Source organism: Nonomuraea jiangxiensis (genome assembly GCF_900099965.1).
GTDB classification, from domain to species: Bacteria; Actinomycetota; Actinomycetes; order Streptosporangiales; family Streptosporangiaceae; genus Nonomuraea; species Nonomuraea jiangxiensis.
In genome coordinates this window covers 49,834-72,124 of the sequence record NZ_FNDJ01000022.1, presented here as the reverse complement: position 1 = coordinate 72,124, position 22,291 = coordinate 49,834, and the positions used below count along the sequence as shown (strand labels likewise).

The 22,291-nt window shown below is 71.2% G+C and carries 23 protein-coding genes; 8 read left to right on the top strand and 15 right to left on the bottom strand.

Annotated elements, in window-relative coordinates:
- Positions 1–66 precede the first annotated feature (66 nt).
- Positions 67–1,968: a sensor histidine kinase gene (locus BLS95_RS37980; protein ID WP_090943176.1), complete on the bottom strand. Its 1,902-nt coding sequence runs from the start codon at positions 1,966–1,968 to the stop codon at positions 67–69.
- A 62-nt stretch (positions 1,969–2,030) separates the two neighbouring features.
- Here BLS95_RS37980 and BLS95_RS37975 point away from each other — a divergent pair, with 62 nt between their 5' ends.
- Positions 2,031–2,456 carry a hypothetical protein gene (locus BLS95_RS37975; RefSeq protein WP_245765526.1) on the top strand — a complete coding sequence of 142 codons (426 nt, stop codon included), beginning with the start codon at positions 2,031–2,033 and terminating at the stop codon, positions 2,454–2,456.
- A gap of 1 nt (position 2,457) precedes the next feature.
- Here BLS95_RS37975 and BLS95_RS37970 read toward each other — a convergent pair whose 3' ends face one another.
- Positions 2,458–2,829, bottom strand: coding sequence for a hypothetical protein (locus BLS95_RS37970; RefSeq protein ID WP_090943174.1), 372 nt, complete (start codon positions 2,827–2,829; stop codon positions 2,458–2,460).
- A 73-nt stretch (positions 2,830–2,902) separates the two neighbouring features.
- Between BLS95_RS37970 and BLS95_RS37965 the strand changes: the two genes are divergently transcribed.
- Positions 2,903–3,430 carry a DUF6886 family protein gene (locus BLS95_RS37965; protein WP_090943460.1) on the top strand — a complete coding sequence of 176 codons (528 nt, stop codon included), beginning with the start codon at positions 2,903–2,905 and terminating at the stop codon, positions 3,428–3,430.
- On the opposite strand, the gene BLS95_RS37960 is transcribed toward BLS95_RS37965, so the two are convergent.
- The 6 genes from BLS95_RS37960 to xylA all read right to left on the bottom strand — a co-directional run bounded on the left by BLS95_RS37960 (position 3,396) and on the right by xylA (position 10,086).
- Positions 3,396–4,367, bottom strand: coding sequence for a ketopantoate reductase family protein (locus tag BLS95_RS37960; protein WP_090943171.1), 972 nt, complete (start codon positions 4,365–4,367; stop codon positions 3,396–3,398). The genes BLS95_RS37965 and BLS95_RS37960 overlap by 35 nt on opposite strands.
- 12 nt (positions 4,368–4,379) lie before the next feature.
- Positions 4,380–5,108 carry a glycosyltransferase family 2 protein gene (locus tag BLS95_RS37955; protein ID WP_090943168.1) on the bottom strand — a complete coding sequence of 243 codons (729 nt, stop codon included), beginning with the start codon at positions 5,106–5,108 and terminating at the stop codon, positions 4,380–4,382.
- 320 nt (positions 5,109–5,428) lie between these two features.
- Complete coding sequence (lysS, locus tag BLS95_RS37950; protein ID WP_090943165.1) at positions 5,429–7,030, bottom strand: lysine--tRNA ligase; 1,602 nt, start codon at positions 7,028–7,030, stop codon at positions 5,429–5,431.
- Between the two features lie 61 nt (positions 7,031–7,091).
- On the bottom strand, positions 7,092–8,198 hold the full coding sequence (locus BLS95_RS37945; RefSeq protein WP_090943162.1) for a Gfo/Idh/MocA family protein: 1,107 nt from the start codon (positions 8,196–8,198) through the stop codon (positions 7,092–7,094).
- Positions 8,195–8,938 (bottom strand): sugar phosphate isomerase/epimerase family protein, encoded by a 744-nt coding sequence (locus BLS95_RS37940; protein ID WP_090943159.1) that lies wholly within the window; start codon positions 8,936–8,938, stop codon positions 8,195–8,197. The genes BLS95_RS37945 and BLS95_RS37940 overlap by 4 nt, the downstream gene beginning before the upstream one ends.
- Complete coding sequence (gene xylA / locus BLS95_RS37935) at positions 8,935–10,086, bottom strand: xylose isomerase (protein ID WP_090943157.1); 1,152 nt, start codon at positions 10,084–10,086, stop codon at positions 8,935–8,937. Before xylA ends, BLS95_RS37940 begins: the two co-directional genes overlap by 4 nt.
- Before the next feature lie 89 nt (positions 10,087–10,175).
- On the opposite strand from xylA, the gene BLS95_RS37930 reads away from it, so the two are divergent.
- Both BLS95_RS37930 and BLS95_RS59240 read left to right on the top strand, forming a co-directional pair.
- The gene (locus BLS95_RS37930; RefSeq protein ID WP_245765525.1) at positions 10,176–11,291 is read left to right on the top strand and encodes an ROK family transcriptional regulator; all 1,116 of its coding nucleotides are present in this window, start codon (positions 10,176–10,178) and stop codon (positions 11,289–11,291) included.
- Positions 11,288–11,830, top strand: a complete 543-nt coding sequence (locus tag BLS95_RS59240) for a M43 family zinc metalloprotease (RefSeq protein ID WP_090943148.1) — start codon at positions 11,288–11,290, stop codon at positions 11,828–11,830. The genes BLS95_RS37930 and BLS95_RS59240 overlap by 4 nt, the downstream gene beginning before the upstream one ends.
- Here the strand turns inward: BLS95_RS59240 and BLS95_RS37920 are convergent.
- Genes BLS95_RS37920 through BLS95_RS37910 form a run of 3 tightly spaced genes read right to left on the bottom strand, consistent with a single transcriptional unit; the run spans position 11,808 to position 15,874 of the window.
- Positions 11,808–12,941, bottom strand: coding sequence for an S-methyl thiohydantoin desulfurase family protein (locus tag BLS95_RS37920; RefSeq protein ID WP_218136186.1), 1,134 nt, complete (start codon positions 12,939–12,941; stop codon positions 11,808–11,810). The two genes, BLS95_RS59240 and BLS95_RS37920, sit on opposite strands and share 23 nt — an antisense overlap.
- Positions 12,926–14,500, bottom strand: coding sequence for a hydantoinase/oxoprolinase family protein (locus BLS95_RS37915; RefSeq protein WP_245765540.1), 1,575 nt, complete (start codon positions 14,498–14,500; stop codon positions 12,926–12,928). The genes BLS95_RS37920 and BLS95_RS37915 overlap by 16 nt, the downstream gene beginning before the upstream one ends.
- A gap of 45 nt (positions 14,501–14,545) precedes the next feature.
- Positions 14,546–15,874 (bottom strand): purine-cytosine permease family protein, encoded by a 1,329-nt coding sequence (locus BLS95_RS37910; RefSeq protein ID WP_090943142.1) that lies wholly within the window; start codon positions 15,872–15,874, stop codon positions 14,546–14,548.
- A 164-nt stretch (positions 15,875–16,038) separates the two neighbouring features.
- Here BLS95_RS37910 and BLS95_RS37905 point away from each other — a divergent pair, with 164 nt between their 5' ends.
- Entirely contained in the window at positions 16,039–16,851 is an 813-nt protein-coding gene (locus tag BLS95_RS37905; protein ID WP_090943139.1) for an NAD(P)H-binding protein, read from the top strand.
- A gap of 15 nt (positions 16,852–16,866) precedes the next feature.
- On the opposite strand, the gene BLS95_RS37900 is transcribed toward BLS95_RS37905, so the two are convergent.
- Entirely contained in the window at positions 16,867–18,225 is a 1,359-nt protein-coding gene (locus tag BLS95_RS37900; protein ID WP_090943137.1) for a DHA2 family efflux MFS transporter permease subunit, read from the bottom strand.
- A 42-nt stretch (positions 18,226–18,267) separates the two neighbouring features.
- Here BLS95_RS37900 and BLS95_RS56120 point away from each other — a divergent pair, with 42 nt between their 5' ends.
- A complete protein-coding gene (locus BLS95_RS56120) occupies positions 18,268–18,954 on the top strand; it encodes a TetR/AcrR family transcriptional regulator (protein WP_176993594.1) in 687 nt (228 codons plus the stop codon).
- Between the two features lie 25 nt (positions 18,955–18,979).
- Here BLS95_RS56120 and BLS95_RS37880 read toward each other — a convergent pair whose 3' ends face one another.
- Positions 18,980–19,633: a sensor domain-containing protein gene (locus BLS95_RS37880; protein ID WP_090943131.1), complete on the bottom strand. Its 654-nt coding sequence runs from the start codon at positions 19,631–19,633 to the stop codon at positions 18,980–18,982.
- 78 nt (positions 19,634–19,711) lie between these two features.
- Positions 19,712–20,188: a lamin tail domain-containing protein gene (locus BLS95_RS37875; RefSeq protein WP_245765524.1), complete on the bottom strand. Its 477-nt coding sequence runs from the start codon at positions 20,186–20,188 to the stop codon at positions 19,712–19,714.
- A 269-nt stretch (positions 20,189–20,457) separates the two neighbouring features.
- On the opposite strand from BLS95_RS37875, the gene BLS95_RS37870 reads away from it, so the two are divergent.
- Positions 20,458–21,234, top strand: a complete 777-nt coding sequence (locus BLS95_RS37870) for an acetate uptake transporter family protein (RefSeq protein WP_176993593.1) — start codon at positions 20,458–20,460, stop codon at positions 21,232–21,234.
- A 174-nt stretch (positions 21,235–21,408) separates the two neighbouring features.
- Complete coding sequence (locus tag BLS95_RS56115; RefSeq protein WP_176993592.1) at positions 21,409–21,561, top strand: hypothetical protein; 153 nt, start codon at positions 21,409–21,411, stop codon at positions 21,559–21,561.
- Between the two features lie 91 nt (positions 21,562–21,652).
- Here the strand turns inward: BLS95_RS56115 and BLS95_RS37865 are convergent, their stop codons facing one another.
- A complete protein-coding gene (locus tag BLS95_RS37865; protein ID WP_090943127.1) occupies positions 21,653–22,255 on the bottom strand; it encodes a dihydrofolate reductase family protein in 603 nt (200 codons plus the stop codon).
- Positions 22,256–22,291: the final 36 nt, after the last annotated feature.

The following is a 22,291-nucleotide window of genomic DNA, read 5'->3' as shown; positions in this document are numbered from 1 at the left end:
CGGCCGCCGGCGGCGGGCCTGGCGGCACAGCGGCCGACGGGAGCCTGGCCAGGGTCGGCGCTGCGGCTAGCGGCCGCTCAGGGCCGGTTGGTCGGCGAGCAGGGACTGGGGCAGCGCGACCATCGCGGTCAGGCCACCGTAGGGGGAGGCCGCCAGGGTGACCTTGATGCCGTGCCTGGCCGCCAGCCTGCTGACCACGAACAGCCCGAGCTGGTCGCTCTGCGCCAGGTCGAACTCGGGCGTCTGGCTCAGCCGGTCGTTGAGCGCGTCGAGCTCCTGGCGCGGCAGGCCCAGCCCGCGGTCCTCGATCTCGACCATGAGACCGTGCGGCGTGGTCGAGCTGCGCAGGTCCACCCTGGTCTGCGGCGGGGAGAACAGGGTGGCGTTCTCGACCAGCTCGGCCAGCAGGTGGGCCACGTCGGTGACCGCCACGCCGACGAGCGCGACCGGCGGCGGTTGCAGCACCTCGACCCGCTCGTACTCCTCCACCTCCGCGACGGCCGCGCGCATCACGTCGAGGATCGGCACCGGGTTGCGCCAGGAGCGCCCGGGGACCTGGTCCGACAGAATGATGAGGCTCTCGGCGTGCCGGCGCATGCGGGTGGTGAGGTGGTCGAGCTTGAACAGGTCCGCCAGGATCCCGGGCTCCTCGGTGGCCCGCTCCATGCTGTCGAGTTGCAGGAGCTGGCGGTGCAGCAGTGACTGATTGCGCCGGGCCAGGTTGACGAAGACCTGGCTGACGCCGTGCCGCAGCCTGGCCTGGCCCACCGCCGCCTCGATGGCCGTGGACTGCACGTCGTTGAAGGCCCGTACGATGTCCTGCACCTCGGAGGTGCGGGCCTCGACCCGCACCGGGGCCGTCTCGGCGGCCGTGGGCGGGTGCACGTTCATGCGCAACCGGCTGACCAGCCCGGCCAACCGCACCTCGGCGAGCTCGGTGGCGGCGTCGCGGAGCGCGGCGAGCTCGCGTACCAGGCGCTTGCGGAAGCGGAGCGAGAGCATGATCGAGGCGACGACGGCGATGAGGCCGAGGCCGCCCGCCACGCCGATCTTGATGAGCAGGCCGGCGGCCGCCGGGGTCACCCGCCGCACGATGTTCTCCGTGGAGCGCGCCTGCTCGCGCTCGACCGCCGTCCACAGGTTCTGGCCGTCCACCGGCCAGGTGGCGGCCGCGGCCGGCAGGCCGTTGGTGGCGGCCTGCCCCCTGATGGCGTCCTCGGCCTTGAGGAACTCCCGGTAGACGGGGGATTCGGTGAGCCGGTCCCACGGCCCGCGCAGCCCCTCGTCGAGGTGCGAGACCGCCTGCGAATAGAGCAGCCGCCGGGTGGCGACCATGCTCGTGAACGTCTCCCGCTCCCTGGACTCCACCCGGCCCCTGGCCAGCACCACGGCGATCATCGCCCGCTCCCTGGACAGCATGTCCATGGCCTCGCCCAGCGTCGTCACCGCCCTGGCCTGCTGGTAGAGGGCCAGGTCGGGCACCAGCACCATGGCGTCGTACATGCGGAAGGACGCGTCCACGACCTGGCTGTAGCTGTCGATGACGTCCAGCGGCGGGACGGTGAGGCCGTCCACGGCGCGGCGTACCTCCACGAGCTGGTCGATCCGGTGGTTCACGGTGGCGAGCTGCTCGGTCATCGCGGGTGAGAGGTTGCGCTGGCTGCCGGCGAGCCGGCGGAACGTCGCCACCGCCCGGTCGGTCTCGTCCCGCTGCCGGCTCAGCTTGTCCGCCCCCTGGCCGCTGACCAGGTATTCGACGGAGGCCAGCCGCTCGTACTGCAACTCGGTGGTGACCACTCCCGACGGGGTGGCCAGGTTGTTCGCCAGGTCGTTGATGGCCAGCAGGCGCAGGCCGACGCCTCCGGTCAGGGCCGCCGCGAACACCCACAGGCCGACCAGGGACAGCAGCGGCACCAGGAGGAGGATGAGGAGTTTCAGTGCGATAGGACGGCCACGCGTGGGGGGCATGCGACCTCCGAGTGCATGATGAGAGCGCCTCGCAGATTACACCCCCCTCTGGAAGGTTTTCAGTGCGTCTTCCGCGTTCTTTCGCCGGTTGGACCATCGCGGTCTTCGGAATCCTCGCCCTCGCGCTCGGCCTGCTCGGACTGGTCTCTCCCGAGACGCTGCTGGTCATGCTGGGTTTCGAGGTGCTCGACGTACGGACCGCGGGTGACTACACGCCGGTCTACATGGCCGCGTCGTCAATGGCGGCCGTGAACATGGGCGCCTATTACGTGTTCGCCGCGTCCGCGGACTACACGCCGTTCTTCCGCTGGACGGTGCCGTTCAGGCTGGTCACGTTCACGGTTTTCACCACGCTGGTGGTGAGCGGGGCGGCGCCGGCCGAGTTCTTCGGGGTCGGGCTCTGGGAGGGGCTCGGGGCCGTGATCACCGGGTTCGCGCTCTGGCGGGAGGGCAACCTGTTACCTTCCCGCCAGAGTGCCACCACGTGAGTCACTTCTTCTCGGTGGTGCCTCGCGCCACGAGCCGGTCACCGGGGACGGTGTCGGGCTCGTGTTCCTGTTCGTGCTCCAGGCGCCGTTCCAGGTCGCGCTTCTCCTCCTCCAGCTGGGCCACCCGGCTGGAGGCCTCGGCCTTGGCGCTGCGCAGTCTGCGATGGCGCCTGGCCGTCCGGCGCGAGCCCGAGCCCAGCAGCCAGAGACCGAGCAGCAGGCAGGCCGCCGCTGCCGCTCCCACCAGGAACATCTCCACGTGATTGAGCTCGAAGGCGTAGCCGAACAGGAGATACCTGGGGCTCTCCTCCGTGAGGACCAGGGCGACCGCGCCGCCGGCGAGCAGGACCAGAACCAGTCCCAGTAAAATCATGCAACTCACCCCTTGTCGTCAGGCGTGTACCCACTGCCCGGAGATCGACGGGGTATGCGTCATGATGACGTTCATGAGACCCGATCCGGGCGAGGTTCTGCACTTCTCCGAGGACCCGACCATCGAGCGCTTCGTGCCGCACGTCGCGGTGACGGCCGCGCAGAGCGAGGCGTACGTCTGGGCGGTCGGGCCCGAGCGCTGCCCCGACTACTGGTTCCCGCGCGACTGCCCGCGGGCGATGGCCTGGGCCGGGCCGCACACCACCGAGGAGGACGCCGCCCGGATCATCGGCTCCGGCTGCGGCGAGCGGGTGCACGCCATCGAGTACGGCTGGCTCAAGGCGCTCATGGACGTCCGCCTGTACGCCTACCGCCTGCCGGCCGACGGCTTCGAGCCGATCGGCGACCCGCCGCACGCCGTGGTCTCGAAGGTGCCCGTGGCGCCGCTGGGCCCGCCCGAGCCGGTCCCGGACCTGTTCGAGCTGCACGAGGAGGCGGGGATCCAGCTCAGGCTGCTGGACAACCTGTGGCCGTTCTGGAACGAGGTGACGGCCAGCACCCTGGAGTTCAGCGGGATCCGGCTGCGGAACGCCCGTCGATGAGGGCGAGCAGCGTCTCCATCGGCATCGAGCCGGGCGGCAGCTTCTCGCGGGCGTGCCGGTTGGCCTCGCGCCGCAGCACCTCGTTGACCGGGGTGGGCACGCCGTGCAGGCGGCCGAGCAGCACGATCTCGCCGTTGAGGTAGTCGGCCTCGATCGAGCCGCTGCCCCTGGCCAGGCTCTGCCATGACGACCCGCCGCCGCGCTTGGAGCCCTCGATGGGCCGGCCGTTGACCTGGTCGCCGCGCGACTCCGCCTCCTCCTCGGGGGTGGAGTAATCGATGCCGGCCGCGCGCAACACGGTCATGGCCTCTTCCCTGGCGCGCCGGAGCACGTTTTCCAGGCCGGGCACGTGGCCGAGCAGGGCCTCCACGGCGTTGCCCAGGTTGCCGAGCAGCTTGCCGTACTTCCAGCGCATGACGTCGGGGGCGGCGTGGGCCACCAGGTCGCGCTTGCCGAGGTCGGTGACGATCTGCGTGGTCAGCTCGTCCACACCCTGTGGATAGCGGCCGACGTGCAGCATGCCGGAGTTGGGGTGCCCGTACGCCTCCACCAGTCCGGGCTCCATGTGCTGGGCGGGCAGCCACACGCACATGCCGTAGACGCGCTCGAACCGCCGCAGGACCATGCGCTCGTTGTCCACGCCGTTCTGGGCGCAGACCACCGGCAGGCCGGACGGCCAGGGGGCCAGCGCGGCGACCGTGTCCTGCGACTTGGTGGCCAGGATGAGCACGTCGTCGTCGCGCGTCGGGACGGGGCCGTCGGCGGCGGGGATGTCGAGGGTCTCGTCGGAGTCGGGGGTGACCAGGCGCAGGCCGTCGCGCCTGAGCGCCTCGTAGTGAGCGCCCCGCGCGATGAGGAGGACCTCGTGCCCACCTTGGTGGAGGCGGGCTCCGATGGTCCCCCCGACTGCTCCTGCCCCGATCACTATGTAGCGCATTGTCCAAGGATGTCACTTGGCAAGCGCTACCTGGGCCTCCACGGTCACGGCAGTGCCGCGTGCCCTCTCCCGCACGATCGTCCTGAGCACGCGCCAGCCGTCGCGCAGCGCGTGCAGGTTGCTCTCGCCGTGGATCCGGCAGCGCTCGTGGCTGGGGACCTCGTGGATGACGAGACCGGCCTGGGCGGCGCGGACGTTCATCAGGGTCTCGATCTCGAAGCCGTCGCAGTCGAGGTCGAGGGCGTCGAGGTGGCGGGCCCAGAAGGCGTTGTAGCCGTAGCAGAGGTCGGTGTAGCGGGTGCCGTAGAGGAGGTTCGTCAGCGTGGTGAGGAACTTGTTGCCGAGCGAGCGGATCGGACTGAGGTCGTCCGAGCCGCCACCAGGGGCGTACCGGGAGCCCTTGGCGAAGTCGGCGCCCTTGACCAGGGCGGTGACGAAGGAGCGGATCTCCCGGCCGTCGGTGGAGCCGTCGGCGTCGATCATGACGATGATGTCGCCGCGGGCGGCCTGGAAGCCCTCGATGAGCGCGTTGCCCTTGCCGCGCCGCGTCTGCACGACGACCCGGAGGTCGGGGCGCAGCCTGCGCGCGACGGCGACGGTGTCGTCGGTCGAGTTGCCGTCGACCAGGATCACCTCGTCGATCCAGTCGGGCAGCGTCGCGAAGACATGGGGCAGGTTCTCGGCTTCGTTCATCGCGGGAACGATGACGCTGACGCTGGCGGCGAAGGGCTGCTTGTTCATGGATTCAAGGTGCTCCGGAACACATGCAGCCCGCTTGAAAGCGCCTTGCATTGATCGGCCTTTATCCGACCTTCGCGTTAAAGGCCCTGGAAATGATCTCGTCCGCGGGTTCCGGTGGGGTTCGCATTGAGCTGCCGAGCTGCGGTGTCCGCCCTCGGATCATCACGTTGAGCTGGGCGATCGCCCAGCCCGCGGAGTGACGGGGGACGGCCGGCAACAATTTCATAAACCATTTCAAATCTGGCGAGAATGATGTGCCGAACTATTGGCGTGAAACCGGCGTCCTACTATAGATGTGCCGTATTCCCCGCCCGCCTCGTTCACGCGCCGACCAGCTTCCTGACGCGGTCGGCGCCCACGGCCATCAGCAGCGTGGGCAGCCGGGGGCCGGTGTCGCGGCTCACCAGCAGCCGGTAGAGCAGGGCGAAGAAGGACCGCTGCGCCGCCTTCAGCTCGGGTGTCGGGCCGGCGTCGGGTGCAAGCCCCGCCTGGGCCTTCGGCACGCCGTAGACCAGCGCCGTGAGGCTGTCGAGCGTCCAGTCGTCGAGCCCGTCGGCCAGCATCCGCAGCGCGTCGCGCTCGCCGGCGCTCAGCGAGTCGAGCAACTCGGTGTCCGGCCGCTCGCGCACCCGCGTGCGGTGGTCGGCCGGCACGTGGCCGTCGATCCAGCGCTGTGCCCGGTCCAGCCGGGGACGTGCCGCGTCGAGGTCGGTGAGCCCGTCGAGGTCGCGCAGGATGCGCAGGGTCTGGTCGGGGTGCCCGGTCGTGATGTCGACGACGGAGGCCAGCGTGCGGTAGGGGACCGGGTGCGGCGTGCCCGGCAGCGGCCCCGCGGCCGTGCTCACCGCGCGCCGGTACGCGGCCAGCTCGGCGGGCTGGGCCTGGCCCGCGGCGACCTTGCGGCCCAGCGCGTCCCACTCGTCGTAGAGCCGCTGGATCTCCTGGTCGAAGGAGATCTTGAAGGACTGGGCGGGCTTGCGGCGGGCGAACAGCCAGCGCAGCACCGGCGCCTCCATGATCTCCAGCGCGTCGGCCGGGGTCGGCACGTCGCCCTTGGAGCTGCTCATCTTGGCCATGCCGGTGATGCCGACGAACGCGTACATGGGGCCGATCGGCTGCCTGCCGCCGAACACCTCGCCCACGATCCGGCCGCCCGCGAGCCAGGCCGAGCCCGGTGAGTGGTGATCCACCCCGGACGGCTCGAAGATCACGCCCTCGTGGGCCCAGCGCATCGGCCAGTCCACCTTCCAGACCAGCTTGCCGTGGTCGTGCTCGGCCAGCCGTACGGTCTCGCCGAAGCCGCACTCGCAGGTGTAGGCCAGCTCGGTGGTCTCGTCGTCGTAGGCGGTGACCGTGGTCAGGTCGCGCTCGCACAGATCGCAGTACGGCTTGTACGGGAAGAAGCGCGCCACCTCCCGCGACCGGTGAGGCGACAGCACGGCGTCGATGTCGGCCCGCCGGCGCATGGCCAGCAGGATCTGCTCCCGATAGGCCCCCATGGTGTATTGCGCTGTCTGGCTGATGCCGTGGTATTCGACCCCCAGCTCCTTCAGGGCGGCGATCATCGGCGCCTTGAAGTGCTCGGCCCAGTTGGAGTGCCTGCTCCCGGCCGGAGCGGGCACCGAGGTCAGCGGCTTGCCGATGTGCTCGGCCCAGGAAGGGTCGACGCCCGCGGGAACCCGGCGAAAACGGTCGTAGTCATCCCAGGAGAGCAGGTGCACGCAGTCGATGCCGCGCCGCCGGATCTCGTCGGCGACCAGGTGGGGGGTCATGACCTCGCGCAGGTTGCCCAGGTGGATCGGGCCCGACGGGCTCAGCCCTGAGGCGCAGACGATCGGTTTGCCCGGGGCGCGTCGCTCCGCCTCGGCGATCACCTCGTCCGCGAACCTGGAGACCCAGTCGGTTTCACCACTTTCAGCCATCGCGCCATTGTCGCGGGTCCGCCGGGTTCTGCCAACGCGTTACCCGGCGGGCCCGCGGCGGTCAGCGCGGCAGGGTGGCCGCGTACGGATCCCAGTCGGCCGGGAGCGTATCCGGCGAGGACATGGTGGAGGTGACGCCGCGGAACTCCGAGCGCTCGCCCGACTCCGAGATGGCGACCATGAGCTCCAGCACGTGGTACGCCAGCGCGCCCGAGGCCCGGTGCGGCGTGCCCGCCCGGATCGACCTGGCCATGTCCAGCACCCCGATGCCGCGCCCCGCCGTGGTGCCGGACAGCGGCAGCTCCCGCCAGTCCATGTCCCGCAGGCCGCGGGCCAGCAGCGGGCCCTCGAAGGTGTTGGGGTCGGGCAGCGACAGAGCGCCCTCGGTGCCGATGATCTCGATCATGCGGCGGTTGACCGGCGAGTCGAAGCTGAACGTGGCCGCCGCCGTGGCCGTGCCGGGGAAGTCCAGCAGGGCGTTCACGTGGGTGGGCACGTTCACCGGGAAGATCTTGCCCTGCTTGTCACCCGAGCCGACCACCCGCTCGGCGCGGGCCGTACGGGTGTCGGCCGCCACCCGCGTGACGGGGCCGAGCAGGGACACCAGGGCGGTCAGGTAGTAGGGGCCCAGGTCGAACAGGGGACCCGCGCCGGGCTGGTAGAAGAACTCGGGATTGGGATGCCAGGACTCGGGGCCGAGGCTCTGCGTGGCCGCCGTGACGGCGACCGGCTCGCCGATGAGGCCGGAGCGCAGCGCGTGCGCCGCCGACTGGAGCCCGGCGCCGAGGAAGGTGTCGGGGGCGCCGCCGACGCGCAGCCCCAGGCCCGCGGCCTCGGCCATGACCTTGGCCGCCTCGTCCATGTCGAGGGCCAGCGGCTTCTCGCCGTACACGTGCTTGCCCGCGCGCAGGGACTCCAGCGCGACGGGGGCGTGCGCGGAGGGGACGGTGAGGTTGACGACGATCTCGACCTCCGGCAGCGCCAGCACCGTGTCGAGCGTGCCGGACACGGGCACGTCGTGCTCCCGGGCGACGGCCGCGGCCCGCTCGGTGTCGAGGTCGGCGACGCCGAGCACGCGTACGTCGGGGAAGGAGGTGAGGTTACGGAGGTACTGGCCACTGATCACTCCGGCGCCGACCAGGGCGACGCCGACGGGGCCGCTGCTCACGAGCGCTCCAAGGAGGTGAGGTAGGCGTGACTGTCGGCGAGCGCGGCGAAGATGTCGGTCTCGCACTCGTCGAGCTCGACGACCCGCCAGGCGTCGGGGGCGGCGGCCAGGATCTCGGGCACGGGCATGGCGCCCCTGCCCACGGCCGTGTGCGGCTCGCCCTCCACCACCGGCCCGTCCTTCACGTGCAGCGCGAGCACCCGGTCCCCGAGGCGGCCGAGCAGGGCGGGCACGTCGGCGCCGCCCACCGCCGCCCAGTAGGTGTCGATCTCCAGGAACACCTCGGGGGCCAGCAGGTCGGCCAGCACCTCGATGGCGTGCCGGCCGTCGATCCGCGGCTGGATCTCCCACCAGTGGTTGTGGTATCCGATCCGCATGCCGAGCCTGCCCGCCTGCTCGGCCAGGCCGTTCAGCAGGTCGGCCGTGCGGGCCAGGCCGTCGCGCGTGGTGAACTCCTCGTGCGCGATCCCGCCGGGGACGATCACCAGCTCGCTCCCGATCGAGGCGATCGCGTCGAAGACCGCCGGGGGCTCCATGCTGAGCAGCGCGTACGCGTGCGTCCCCGACACGCCGAGCCCCAGGTCGTCGGCGAGCCGGCGGAAGCCCTTGGGATCGGCGAGGGGATCGTAGGGCTCCACCCACCGGTAGCCGATCTCCGCGATCCGCCCCAGAACGGCTTCGCGGTCGGCGGTCAGGGCCTTCCTGACGGTGAACAGCTGGACGCTGATGGGTTTCGTCATCCGCGTACCCCCATGAGGTGTTCCAGGGCGAGCTGGTTGAGCTGGGTGAAGTGGAAGCCGCGGGCGGCGGCCGCGTCGAGGTCGAAGTCGTCCTTGGCCAGGTCGGTCCAGGTCTCGCCGGGGGCGAGGGTGGGCTGGGCGAGCTCGTCCACGCGGGAGGCGCGCAGAGCCTCCTGCACCTCGGGGTCCTCCCGGAACTTGCGGGACTTCTCGCGCAAGATCAGGTAGGTCCGCATGTTCGCCGCGGCCGAGGCCCACACGTCCTGCGGGTCCTCGGTGCGCAGCGGCTTGTAGTCGAAGTGACGGGGGCCGTCGTAGCCGCCGTTCTCCAGCAGGTCCACCAGGAAGAAGGCGCTCTTGAGGTCGCCGTGGCCGAAGATCAGGTCCTGGTCGTACTTCGGGCCGTGCTGGCCGTTGAGGTCGATGTGGAAGAGCTTGCCGTGCCAGAGGGCCTGGGCGATGCCGTGCACGAAGTTGAGCCCGGCCATCTGCTCGTGGCCGACCTCGGGGTTGAGGCCGACCATCTCGGGGTGCTCCAGCTCGTTGATCAGCGCCAGGGCGTGGCCGACGGTGGGCAGCAGGATGTCGCCGCGGGGCTCGTTGGGCTTGGGCTCAAGGGCGAAACGGAGGTCGTAGCCGCGCTCCCGTACGTACGAGCAGAGCAGGTCGAGGCCCTCCTTGTAGCGGTCGAGCGCGGCCCTGACATCCTTGGCCGCGTCCGACTCCGCGCCCTCGCGGCCGCCCCAGCAGACGTAGGTCTTGGCGCCGAGCGAGGCGGCCAGGTCGATGTTGCGGATCACCTTGCGCAGGGCGTACCGGCGGACGTCGCGGTCGTTGCTGGTGAACCCGCCGTCCTTGAACACCGGGTGGGTGAACAGGTTGGTGGTGGCCATCGGCACCTTCATGCCGGTCTCGTCCAGGGCCTTGCGGAAGGCGGCGATGGCCTTGTCCCGGTCGGGCTCGACGGCCAGCAGGTCGTCGTCGTGGAACGTGACGCCGTACGCCCCCAGCTCGGCCAGCCGGTGCACGCTCTCCACCGGGTCGAGCGGCGGCCTGGAGGCGTCGCCGAACGGGTCGCGGGCCGGCCAGCCGACCGTCCACAGGCCGAAGGTGAAGCGATCCTCAGGGGTGGGCGTGAATGCGGACATCTGCGTCGAGCCCCTTCTTTAGTCCATAATCTGTACATAATCCTGAGGAGGCAGGCATGGCGGCGTCAAGGGGGGTCAGGCATGATTCCATGCGCGCCCGTAACCTGGCCGTAGTGCTGGGGACCATCCACCGATCGGGACCTCACACCAGGGCCGCGCTCGCGGAGCTGACCGGGCTCACCAAGACCACCGTGTCGAGCCTTGTCGGCGATCTGCTGGAGGCGGGCGTGGTGACCGAGAGCGACGCCGTGCGGGCCGGCGAGCGCGGGCGGCCGGGCAAGGCGGTGCGCCTGAGCGGGCAGCGGGTGGCCACGCTGGGGCTGGAGGTCAACATCGACTATCTGGCCGCGTGCGTCGTCGACCTCACCCGTACGGTGCGGCTGCGCCGGACCAGGCCGGCCGACAACCGCAACTCCGACCCGGCCGTCACCCTGGGGGAGCTGCGTGACCTGGTGAAGGAGATGACGGCGGGGGCGGAGCGGGCCGGGCTGCGGATCACCGGTGCGGCCCTGGCCGTGCCCGGGACGGTCGAGGGCGACGTGTTGCGCAGCGCCCCGCACCTCGGCTGGCGGGACGTACGCGTCGGGGGCCTGACCGACCTGCCGTTCGCCATCGACAACGAGGCCAATCTGGCCGCGCTCGGCGAGTTGTGGTTCGGCTCGCGGGCGGCGGACTTCCTGTACGTGTCCGGCGAGATCGGCATCGGCGCCGGCCTGGTGGTGGGCGGGACGGTGTTCCGGGGCACGCTCGGGCTGGCGGGCGAGCTGGGCCACGTCGTCGTGCTGCCCGACGGGCCCGCGTGCAGGTGTGGCGGGCGGGGCTGCCTGGAGGTGTACGCGGGCCAGGACGCCCTGCTCGGGAGCCTGCCCACGGTGGCCTCGCTCGTGAGGCTGCTGGAGTCGGGGGACCGGCGGGCGCTGGAGACCTGCGAGCGGGCCGGGCACGCCCTCGGCGTGGCGCTCACCTCGGCCGTGCACCTGCTGGACCCGGGCAGGATCGTACTCGGCGGGATCTACGCGACCCTCTACCGCTGGCTCGAAGGGCCGGTCGCCGCCGGGCTGGCGGACCGGCTGGGACTGATGCGCGGCACGCCCCCCACTCTCCTGGTCTCGGGGATCGGCCCGGACGCGGCCGTGCTTGGCGCGGCGGGGCTGGTCATCCAGCGGCTCATCGCCGACCCCGCCGAGGTGCTGGACCTTCAGTGACATTACTTGCTCGCCCGTCCGGAATACGTGCTCGTGCTGGCCACCCTCGAAAACGCCATCTCCGTCAGGAAGTCCGCCCGGGCCGCCGCCCGGGACGAGGTGGTCACCATCCCGATCGTGGTGCACGTCGTGCACAACACCTCCGAGCAGGACATCGGGCAGGGCCAGATCGACAGCCAGCTGCACCGACGGGCGCGGCCGAGGCGCCATACGACGGGGGCCGGACCCTCACCCACGAGATCGGCCACTGGCTCAACCTGCGCCACATCTGGGGCGACGACGGCGACGGCTGCTCCGGCACCGACCACGTCGACGACACCCCCAACCAGGCCGGCCACAGCCGCGGCACCCCTTCCTTCCCCCAGCTGAGCTGTGGCAACGGCCCGAACGGCGACATGTTCATGAACTACATGGACTACTGCGACGACGCGGCGCTCATCATGTTCACGCTGGGCCAGGTGGATCGCATGGACGCCACCCTGGCCGGGCCGCGCGCGTCGTTCCTGCCCCGGCAGCTCACGGAGCGGCAGGGAGCCTGACCGGCGGCCCGGTCCGGCCGGCCAGCCGTTCCACCGGGACGTACGGTTCGTCCAGGCCGAAGCCGGGAGGGCCGAAACACGCCAGGGCCTCCGGGCTGCGCATGATCTCGGGGGTGGAGATCGCGTAGACGGTCAGCCGCTGGCCGTAGGTGAGGGCTTCGGTGGTGACCGGGGCGCCCGTCTCGCTGTTCAGCGTGCAGATCAGGTCGGGCACGATGGCCACCGGGTCGCCGTTGCGGCGGGCGACGAGGTGCTCGTTCTGGAAGACGATCTCCATCGTGTCGTCCGGGTCCGCCATCGCGGTCAGCCGTACCCTGCCCCGGGCGAAGCCGTCCACCGTACGCCGGTCGATGTCGGCGACCTTGCCCTGGAACAGCACGACCCCGTAGCTGTAGATGGTGTCGGTGAGCATCTCCGTCAGGGCCTCGAAGGGGTTGCGGTGCTCCTCGCGTGCCTCCCGGAGGGTGGCGCCGATCCGGGTCGCGAGCGTCAGCGTCCTCGGCACCGCGGTACGGCGGACGGTGGCGGCGTCCATCGGATAGTCGCAGATGTAGGCGGAGCCACCCATCTGCACGGTCATCGCCCGCGCCAGCCACTCCATCCGCCGGTTGTCCACGGCGTCGATGATGCCCGTGTCGCCGTGGTCGGAGGCGATGGACATGGGCGACCCCGGCACGCCCAGCACCGCGAACGTCTCCATCTGCAGCTCGGGGAACGCCCGGCCCATGCCGTCCGCGTCGACCACGGGCAGGCCGGTCTCCGCGCCGAGCAGCAGCGGGATCATGGAGTTGAACCCGCCGCACTCGATCGGCATCGTGGCCGCGGCCCGGCGGCCCAGGTGGGCCTCCAGCGCGCGCATGGCGTTCACGATGCCCTGCGGTCCCGGCAGCTTCTCCCAGAAGACGGTCGGGGCGCCCATCAGCGCGCACGGCAGCACCAGCGCGTCGTCGGGCAGCTCCTCCGCCTGCACGATGCGGATCTGGCGGCCGGCGCGGAGTTGCTGCTCGACCAGCAGCCGGCCCACGTAGGGGTCACCGCCGCCGCCGGTGCCCAGCACCGCCGCGCCCTCGGCGAGGTCGCGCAGCGCCGCCATGGTCAGCTCGTAGCCCACCGGCCGTCCTCCCCACTCGGTACGAGGGCGAGCTCGCCCACCGCCTTCACCCGGACCCGTACGGCGTTCCCCGGCAGGTACGCCACATGAACTTCGTCCACTTCCTTGACCTCCACGGTGCCCGGCGCCGCACCGGCGGCCACGGCCCGGTCGATCGCCTCGGCGCGGGCCTCCTCCAGCACGTCGGCCCGCGTGCGGGACGCGGTGATCGTGTACAGTCCGTCCACGTCGCCGCCGATCTGCCCGATGGCGGCGCCGATGGCGTTGGCCACGGCGTGGTGCTCCGGACGGTGCACGGACGGCACGCCGGGCAGGTCGGCCGGGATGAGCACGCTGCCCCCGCCGACCAGCACCACCGGCAGCGGGGTGGCCGACACCCGCATCCGGTCGACCAGGTCGGCGACCCGCCGCGTCATCCACTCGATGCCGCGCTCGACGAGGTCGCGGTCCAGGTGGCGTACCCGGGCCGGGTCGCCGATGTCGGCCAGGCCCGCGGCCACGGCAAGGTCGGTCGCGGTCAGCACCTGGCCGCCGAACACCAGCGCCTCGCGCGTGAGCCGGTAGCCGACCGAGTCCGGGCCGATCTCCAGCTCGGGATCGCGGGTGACGCGGCTGCCGCCGCCGAGCCCGACCGACAGCACGTCGGGCATGCGGAAGTTCACCCGGACCCCGCCGATGTCCACCTCGCCGGTCGCCTGGCGGGGATAGCCGCCGGCCAGCACGCCGACGTCCGTGGTGGTGCCCCCGATGTCGACGACCGCGCAGTCGGGCCGGTCGGCCAGGAACGCGGCCCCTCGCATGCTGTTGGTCGGCCCGGAGGCGAACGTCCGTACCGGATAACGGCGGGTGAACTCGGCGTCCATCAGCGTGCCGTCGTTCTGCGAGAGGTAGAGGGGAGCCGTCACCCCGACCGCGCGCAGCGCGGCGGTGAAGGCCGCGACGATGTCGTCGGCGAGGTCGCGCAGGCAGGCGTTGACGATGGTGGCGTTCTCGCGCTCCAGCAGCCCGACCCGGCCGATCTGGTGCGAGAGGCTGATGTGCAGGCCGGGCAGCTCGTCCAGCAGGATGCCGGCCGCGGTCTCCTCCATCTCGGCGCTGACCGGGGAGAACACCGAGGAGATGGCCACGCTGCCGATGCCGCGCCGGCCGATCTCCGCGGCGACGCGCCGGAGCTCGCCGGGATCCAGCGGCGCGATCGGCCGCCCGTCGAACTCGTGGCCGCCGTGGCACAGGTGGATGCTCGGCCGCAGGGCCGCCACCAGCCGCGGCGGCCAGTCCACCATCGGCGGCAGCGCGGCCGTGGCGGGCAGCGCCAGCCGGATGACCGCGGTGGGCGCCAGGTGGCGGCCGGTGACCAGCGCGTTCGTGAAATGGGTGGTTCCGATCATCACGCCGTCCACGGCCGTGTGATCGATGCCGGGCGCGGCCAGCAGCCGCTCCAAGGCGGTGACGATGCCGCCGGTCACGTCGAGGGTGGTGGCGGTCTTGACGGAGGCGAGGACGGTGGTCCCGGCCATCAGGACAGCGTCGGTGTGGGTGCCGCCGACGTCGATCCCCACGCGCAAGGAAGGGCTCCGTTCTGTGCAGGAAAGCTTGGTGGGACGTCAGGCGGAAGGGGAGGTACGTTTGCCGGTCCAGCCGAGCTTCCCGGCCACGGCGTAGAGGACGAAGGCGGCCACCAGCGCGTTCAGCGCGGGGATGCCCCAGGTGAGGTAGGTGCCGATCGCGGCCGACGCCACCCAGATCACCAGCGCGGCCGGCACCCAGCCGGGCGCGGTGGCGGGCAGTGTCCCGGAAGCGCGCGACTCCGCCAGCAGCGGGCTCCACGTGCGTACGACGTAGTACTCGGCGACCATGATCCCGGCGACCGGCGGGATGGCGACGCCGAGCAGCACCAGGAAGTCCACGAGATGGTCGGCGATCCCGAGGGCGGCGAGCGCGGTGCCCACGACGCCGAGCACGACAGTGACGGCGGCGCGGCCGGTCCGGACGCCGAAGGCGGTGTGCAGGGCGTTGGTGACGCCCAGCGAGGCCGCGTAGAGGTTCCAGTCGTTGGTCTTGAACGTGGCCGAGACGAGCACGAGGACGCCGATCGCGCCGGAGGTGGTGGTGACGATCGAGACCACGTCCCCGGTGCGCAACGCGTGCGCGAGCAGCACGCCGACCAGGGCCAGCACGTACTCGCCCAGGCTGATCCCGAGCACGGTCTGCTTGACCACGTCGGCGGCGTTGCGGTTGAAGCGGCACATGTCGGGAGAGATGACCGCGCCGACGATGAACCCGCCCGCCACCAGCGTCGCGCCCTGGGCCAGGCTCAGCGGCGGGCCCGCCGGGGCGGAGGAGATCAGATCCCCGAGCGAGCGCTGGGTCAGCTCGACCGTGATGGCCCAGCCGGCCAGGACGAGAAAGGCCGGGACGGTGATCCACGCGGTCCACGCCATCCCGGCGAACCCGTGCACCACGATCGCGGTGATCGCGAGCCCGCCGACGATGGCCCAGATCCACACGGGCGAGCCGCCCAGCAGGGCGGAGACGCCCTGGGCGAGCACGGCGGACTGCACGCCGAACCAGCCCAGCAGGGAAACGGCGATGACGACGCCGACCAGGCCGGAGCCGTGGCGGCCGAAGCCCGCCCAGCGGGCCAGCAACGAGGTGGACAGTCCTTCGCGCATGCCCGCGATGCCGAGGGCGATGGCGACCAGCTCCAGGATGGCCGCGCCCAGCGTGATGGCGAGCACGGCCTCCCAGAACGTCATGCCCATGCCGAGGGTGGCGCCGAGGAGGAACTGTGACAGTGCGGACAGAAGGCCGAAACGTTGTACGGCGATGGTGGCCCAGCCGTAGCGGGCGGAGGTCGGAACACGGTCCAGGGCGTAGTCGTCGCGGGCTAATCCTTCGTCCGCCGCGCTGGGCGGCGACGCCGTCGGGGCCATGGGCATCCCTTCTTCTGGTGCTGTGGGAGACGTTAGGTGCCGACGTGAACCCTGAAAAGAGGCAATTTCCCGGTATTTGATACTTCCGCTAACGCGGCAGGAAGTCTTCCGCAACCGGGCCTAGCGTTCCGCTCGATCCTTCCCCGGAGAAGAGCGGAGTTCTCATGAGCATTCTTGTCACCGGAGCGACCGGGACCGTGGGCCGTCAGCTGGTCCAGCAGCTCGTCCAGGCGGGTGAGCAGGTGCGGGCCCTGACGCGCGACCCGGCCGCGGCCGACCTGCCGGCCGGGGCCGAGGCCGTACGCGGCGACCTCACGAAGCCGGACACGCTCCGGCCCGCGCTGGACGGGGTCACCGGCCTCCACCTGATCACGTTCGGCGGGGACGAGCCCCTGCAGACCGGGTACGAGATCGTGGAGCTGGCGGCCAAGGCCGGCGTACGGCGGGTGACGGTGCTGAGCGGCTGGGACCCGAGCACGGTGGAGCAGGCCCTCGAACAGGGCGATCTCGGATGGACCCTCCTGCAGCCGGTGGAGTTCATGGCGAACGCGCTCGAACTGGCCGAGTCCATCCGTACCGAAGGAGTGGTCCGGGCGTTCGACGCCGGGCGGACCAGCGCGATGGTCCACGAGGCCGACATCGCCGCGGTGGCGGCGACCGCGCTGCTCCAGGACGGCCACGCCGGGAAGACCTATCTCCTCACCGGCCCGCAGAGCCTGACGCTGCCGGAGAAGCTGAGCACGATCGGCTCGGCCATCGGCCGCACCGTCGAGCTGGTCCGGCTCACCGAGGAGCAGGCCCGGGAGGGCATGCGGGCGTCGGGCTTTCCTGAGGAGTACGTCGAGTTCGCCATCCAGCTGGAGACGAACCCGCCGGAGGCGGGCATGGTCGTGGCCCCGACCGTGCAGGAGGTGACCGGCCGGCCGGGGAGGACCTTCGCCGAGTGGGTCGCCGAACACATCTCGCTCTTCCGCTGAAAAGGCGGCCGCTCGTCACGCGGGCGCTGACGGGGATGCGTTCCGTGGCGCCGATCCCATGAGCGCGATCGGTGCCAGCGAGCCGGCCGCCAGCACGGTCGCGACGCCGAAGGCGTACAGGAAGGGCTGGTCCACGCCCATTCTGGTGAACACCTGGAGCAGCACGGCGAGCACCGCGACGCCGAACGGCGTGGCGAGCCGGGCCGCGATCGTGCTCAGCGTGGTCGCGGCCGGGATCGCCGCCGGTTCGAGCGTCCTGAACGCGGCGGCCATCACCGACGTCGACACCAGCCCGTGCCCGAGCCCGAGTACGAACATCGGCACGGGCCCGCCGAACGCGGCGAACCCCGCGATGCCCGCGACCGCCACGACCACCCCCGCCGCGGCGACGCCGCGCGGCCCCCGGGCATCGCTCAGCCTGCCCCCGATGGGCATCGTGATCGCCGCGCCGATGCCCATCGGGGCCAGCAGCAGGCCCGCGTCCAGCGCGTTCCCGCCCTGGGCGAGCTGGCTGTAGAGGGGGACGAGCACGGTGAAGCCGAACATCGCGGCCGAGTAGCACGCGAGCGCGGTCACCGCCGAGGCGAACGTCCTGTTGCCGAACAGCCGCAGGTCCAGCAGCGCCCCGCTGGTCCGCAGCGCCCGCACCACGAACCAGGCGACCAGGGCCAGGCCGATCCACAGCGCGGGATGCGGCAGCGAGGCCCCGTTGCCGATCTCGGACAGCCCGTAGACCATCGCGGCCAGGCCCGGCGACAGCAGCGCGAGGCCCGGCACGTCCAGCCGCCGCGGGCTCGCGCCCGGCCCGCCGGGCAGCAGTGTGTACGCGGCCACCAGCGCCACCACGCAGACCGGCACGTTGACCAGGAACAGCCAGCGCCAGCCGGGCCCCTCCACGATCAGCCCGCCGAGCGGCGGCCCCAGCACGGGCACCAGCATCGCCGGGACCGAGATCAGCGCCATCGCGCGGCCCATGCGCTCCCTGCCCGCCGCCTGGGCCAGCATCATCTGCCCGACCGGCAGCAGCAGCCCGCCGCCCAGCCCCTGCACGGCGCGGAAGGCGACCAGGCTGACGACCGACCAGGCCGCGGCGCTGAGCGCGGACCCCGCGACGAACAGCACGAGCGAGACCAGCCAGACCTTCCTGCCGCCGAACCTGCCCACCGCCCAGCCGGTGACGGGGACCGTCATCGACAGGGCCAGCAGGTAGCCGGTGACCGCCCACTGCATGGTGGCGAGGGACGTACGGAACTCGCGGGCCAGGGTGTCGAGGGCGACGTTGACGATCGTGGTGTCGAGCATCGTCATGACGACGCCGAGCAGGACGGCCAGCGCCGTGGCCCAGAGGGGAGGAGTTCGTACGCTGTATCGCATATCGTACAGCGTATCAGTTTCGTACAGTGTCAAACTGGGCTGGTGAGCTCGATCTGGTCGTCTGCCCCGCCGCCGCGCCGCCCGACGCTGACCAGAGAGGCGATCGTGGCCGCCGCGGTCGCCGTCGCCGACGCCGAGGGGCTGGCCGCGGTCTCGATCCGGCGGGTGGCGGCCGAGCTGGACGCGCGGACGATGACGCTCTACTCCTACATCGGGAGCAAGGAGGACCTGCTGGCGCTGATGCTCGACGCGGTGGGCGCGGAGGTGCTCGTCCACGAGCCGCTGCCGTCCTCGTGGCGCGAGGCGCTGGTGATGATCGCCTGGCGCGAGCGCGAGATGGTGCTGCGCCATCCGTGGCGGACCGACCTGATCTCGCAGCGCGTGGCGGTGGGGCCCAACGGGCTGCGGCACGTGGAGCAGAAGTTGTCCGTCTTCGACGGGCTCGGGCTCGACCGGCTGACGTCCTGGCGCGTTCTGGCGGCCTTCAACGACTACATGACCGGGTTCGTGGTGCGGGAGGCGCTGGAGCGGGGGACGCCCAGGTCCGAGGGGATCAGCGACACCGAGCGGGCGGCGGTGGCGGAGCCGTACATCAGGGAACTGGTCGAGAGCGGGGAGTTCCCGCGGCTGGCGCCGATGATCCAGGAGGGGGTGCGCGGCGCGGACGACAACTTCGAGCGCGGCCTCAACTGGGTGCTCGACGGCATCGAAGGCTCCCTGCCCCGCTAGCGGACCCGCCGGCCGGAAGTCGCGGTCAGGCGGTGGTCAGCAGGACCGGGCGCTCCGCGGGGGTGTAGGCGGCGCGGGTGAGCAGCGCCTGGGCCAGGCTCGCCTTGATCAGGGCCGCGCCGCGCACGATCGGCAGCAGGGTCAGCGCGAACAGCACGCCGATCACGGTGTTGAAGCCCACGTACGTCAGCTCGCCGTCCCCGAGCCCGAGCAACTGCGGCAGGCCGCCGTCGAACCCCGGGATGCGGGTGAGGATCCAGCCGTAGAGGGGGAAGGTCAGGCCGGCGATCGTGCCGGCCCACCACACCGCGGTCACGACGGCGGCGGCCAGGGAGATCGGGAAGGCGACGATGCCGTACAGCAGGTCGATCCATGCCTGGCCGCTGGCCAGCGGGTTCATCATGCGACGGAACCAGCCCGCCCTCTCGGGGACGGGACTGTAGTCGGGGCGGGCGACGGAGCGGCCGAGCACGTCGGGGAGGGCGACGCGCTCGAAGTCGCTCAGGCTCCTGGCCACGATGGCGGTGCCGGAAAGGATGGGCAGGCCGACGAACGCGACCGCGCTCCCCAGACCGGCCGCGACACCGGCCACGGTGACGGAGAAGTGGGCGATGGCGTTGGGAAGGCCGAGCAGCGTGTAGCGGGTGTCGGTGGCGAGGCGGTGGCGGAGGTTCGTCATGGCAAGAACGCTACGGACCCGCCCCTGCTCCCGGACAACCTGCTCACGGCCCAATGGGAGGTAGGGACAGCCCTACCGTCAGCAGAGTTTGTAGTCGGCCCGTGAGGAGTTGTACGAGCAGGAGTCGACCAGCTTGCCGGCGGCGTTCCGCAGGTAGGCGGTGTCGGCGGTCTGGTTCCAGATGTAGGCGAAGGTCGTGCCGCCCGTCCTGTTCCAGTAGCGGATGGTCGGGGTGTCCTTGCCCTTGCCGGTCCGCAGGGTGACCGTCTTCCCGGGCCCAAGCGTGAACGTGCCGAACATGTAGACGTGGTCCGGCTGGGACGTCTTGTCGCGTACGGTCCAGCCCTTGAGGCTGACGGCCTTCTTGGTGATGTTCTTGAGCTGTACGTACTCGCCGTTCAGGCTGCTGTTCGAGCCGGAGTCCGGCGAACCTGGCGAGTCGTAGTAGATCTTGGCGATCTGGACGGCCGGGCCGGCCGCGCCGGCAGGCTGGGAGACGGCGACGACCATGCCGGCGGCCAGCACGGCCGCCGTTAACCGAGATCGGGTACGCACAGAGACGCTCCTCAGGTTGGCGAAATGGCCTGGAGCAAGCATCTTGGCGGCGTTCGGTAGCGATGAATGGATCGTTCCCATATCGGTCTGGTCTCCGCTGGATCCGGCGATCCGTGCCGGCAGGACGAGGGCGCCATGCTGGCGGAATTTTGACCCTCTTCGATGTCGATCGGCCCATAAATGACCTCACCCTTACGCATCGGTGAGCGTGGCCGCATCCATCGCGGTTAAGGGGATTTATGAGTGTCCTACCTAGAGAGGAGGATGTCATGACGGAGCCCAGAGGTCCTGACCCGTACATGGGGCCCGTCGGTTCTCCCGCCCCTGCGCAGGACGCGGAGGATCACGCCGCGTGGCAGGGCAGGACCCGCGTGTTTCTGCAACCCATCGCGGCACCGTCGATCCTCGGACTCTTCGGATTCGGCGCCGCGACGCTGATGGTCGGCGCCTGGCTGGCCGGCTGGTACGGCAGCGTCGCCACACCGCTGATCCTTTTCCCGTTCGCGGTCATGGCCGGAGGGTTCGCCCAGTTCGCGGCCGCCATGTGGTCCTACCGCGCACGTGACGGTCTCGCGACCGGGATGCACGGCATCTGGGGCGCGTTCTGGCTCGCGTTCGGCCTGCTGTTCCTGCTGGCGTCCGTGAGGGGCTTCCCCGCGGCGCTCACGCCGGTGGCCGGCCTGGCCAACCCGGGCTTCGCGTTCTGGTTCGTGGCCCTGTGCCTGATCACGGCGCTCGGAGCGATAGCCGCGCTCGGCACGAACCTGGCCCTGGTCGCCCAGCTGGGCGTGCTGGCCCTGGGCTCGGGCTTCCTCGCGGCCGGGTTCTTCTCCGGGGCGGTCTGGCCGGTGCGTGTCAGCGGGTGGATGTTCGTGGTGTCGGCGCTGATCGCCATGTACATCGCCGCGGCGATGATGTTCGAGGGCAGCTTCGGCAGGACGCTGCTCCCGATGGGCAAGTCCCGCCTCGGGCGGGCCGTCCCCGGCCGGACGAGCCGGGCGCTGGAGTACCCCTACGGCCAACCGGGGGTGAAGATCGGACAGTGACCAGCCCGGAGGGCCCCTCGATCGCGAGGGGTCCTCTTCCATGTCCGGCGGCCCATTGGCCGGTACGGGGCGCGTCGCCGCGGCGTTAGCCTGGTCCGGCCACGGCAAACCGTGCATGGAAGGAACCAGATGTCTTTCGCAGCCGATCGCTGTCGTCGGATCTGGGCGCGAGCGATGCGCGCCTACCACCTCGCGTGCGCACGCGACGACGCCTCCGCGCACGGTGTCGCGGTGCCCAGCGGGGTTTGGACGTGCCAGCGATGCGGGCGGGTGCTGCTGGAGCTGGGCGCGCTGCGCGAGCATCTCCGCCTCGAACACGCCGCCTGACCACCCCGCGGGCCGGCCGCACCGGATGACCGTCCCGTTACCCACCGTCATAGGGCTGTACGCGCTTGGCGCGACAAAACGCCCCATACGGTCAAATCTGGGTAAAACTTCTCCGGCGGGTGTAGTGCGCGATGATCACGCCCTTGGGGGTCGTGACGCTTCCCGTGAGCCCGAACTCGGTCAGCGGGGCGGCTCCGTCGAACAGCCGCGTGCCGCCGCCCAGGGTGAGCGGGTGGATCAGTAGCGTGTACTCGTCGATCAGGCCGGCGGCGTGCAGGCTCCTGACCAGTGACGCGCTGCCGTTGATCGACAGGGCACCGCCCGGCTGAGCCTTCAGCTCGGCCACCGTCTCGACGGCCTCACCGCGCAGCAGGATCGAGTTCTGCCAGGCATCCGCATCCTCCAACGTCCTCGACACGACGTATTTGGTGGCCGCGTTCATGTGCGCGGTGTACGGGTTGCCGTCGGTCGCACGTCCCCACACGGCGCCGAAGTCCTGCCAGGTCGAGCGCCCGAGCAACATGTCTCCGGGCCTGGACATGCCCTTGGCCAGCTCGCGGCCCATCACCTCGTCGTTGTACCGCGGGCCCCAGCCTCCGTGGGTGAAGCCGCCGCGGGTGTCCTCGTCCGGGCGGCCGAGGCCCTGCACGACCCCGTCGAGGGTGACGAACATCGTGGCCCTGATCGTACGCATCAACTTGCTCCCGTCTCGCCGCGAGCCGCCCTCTCG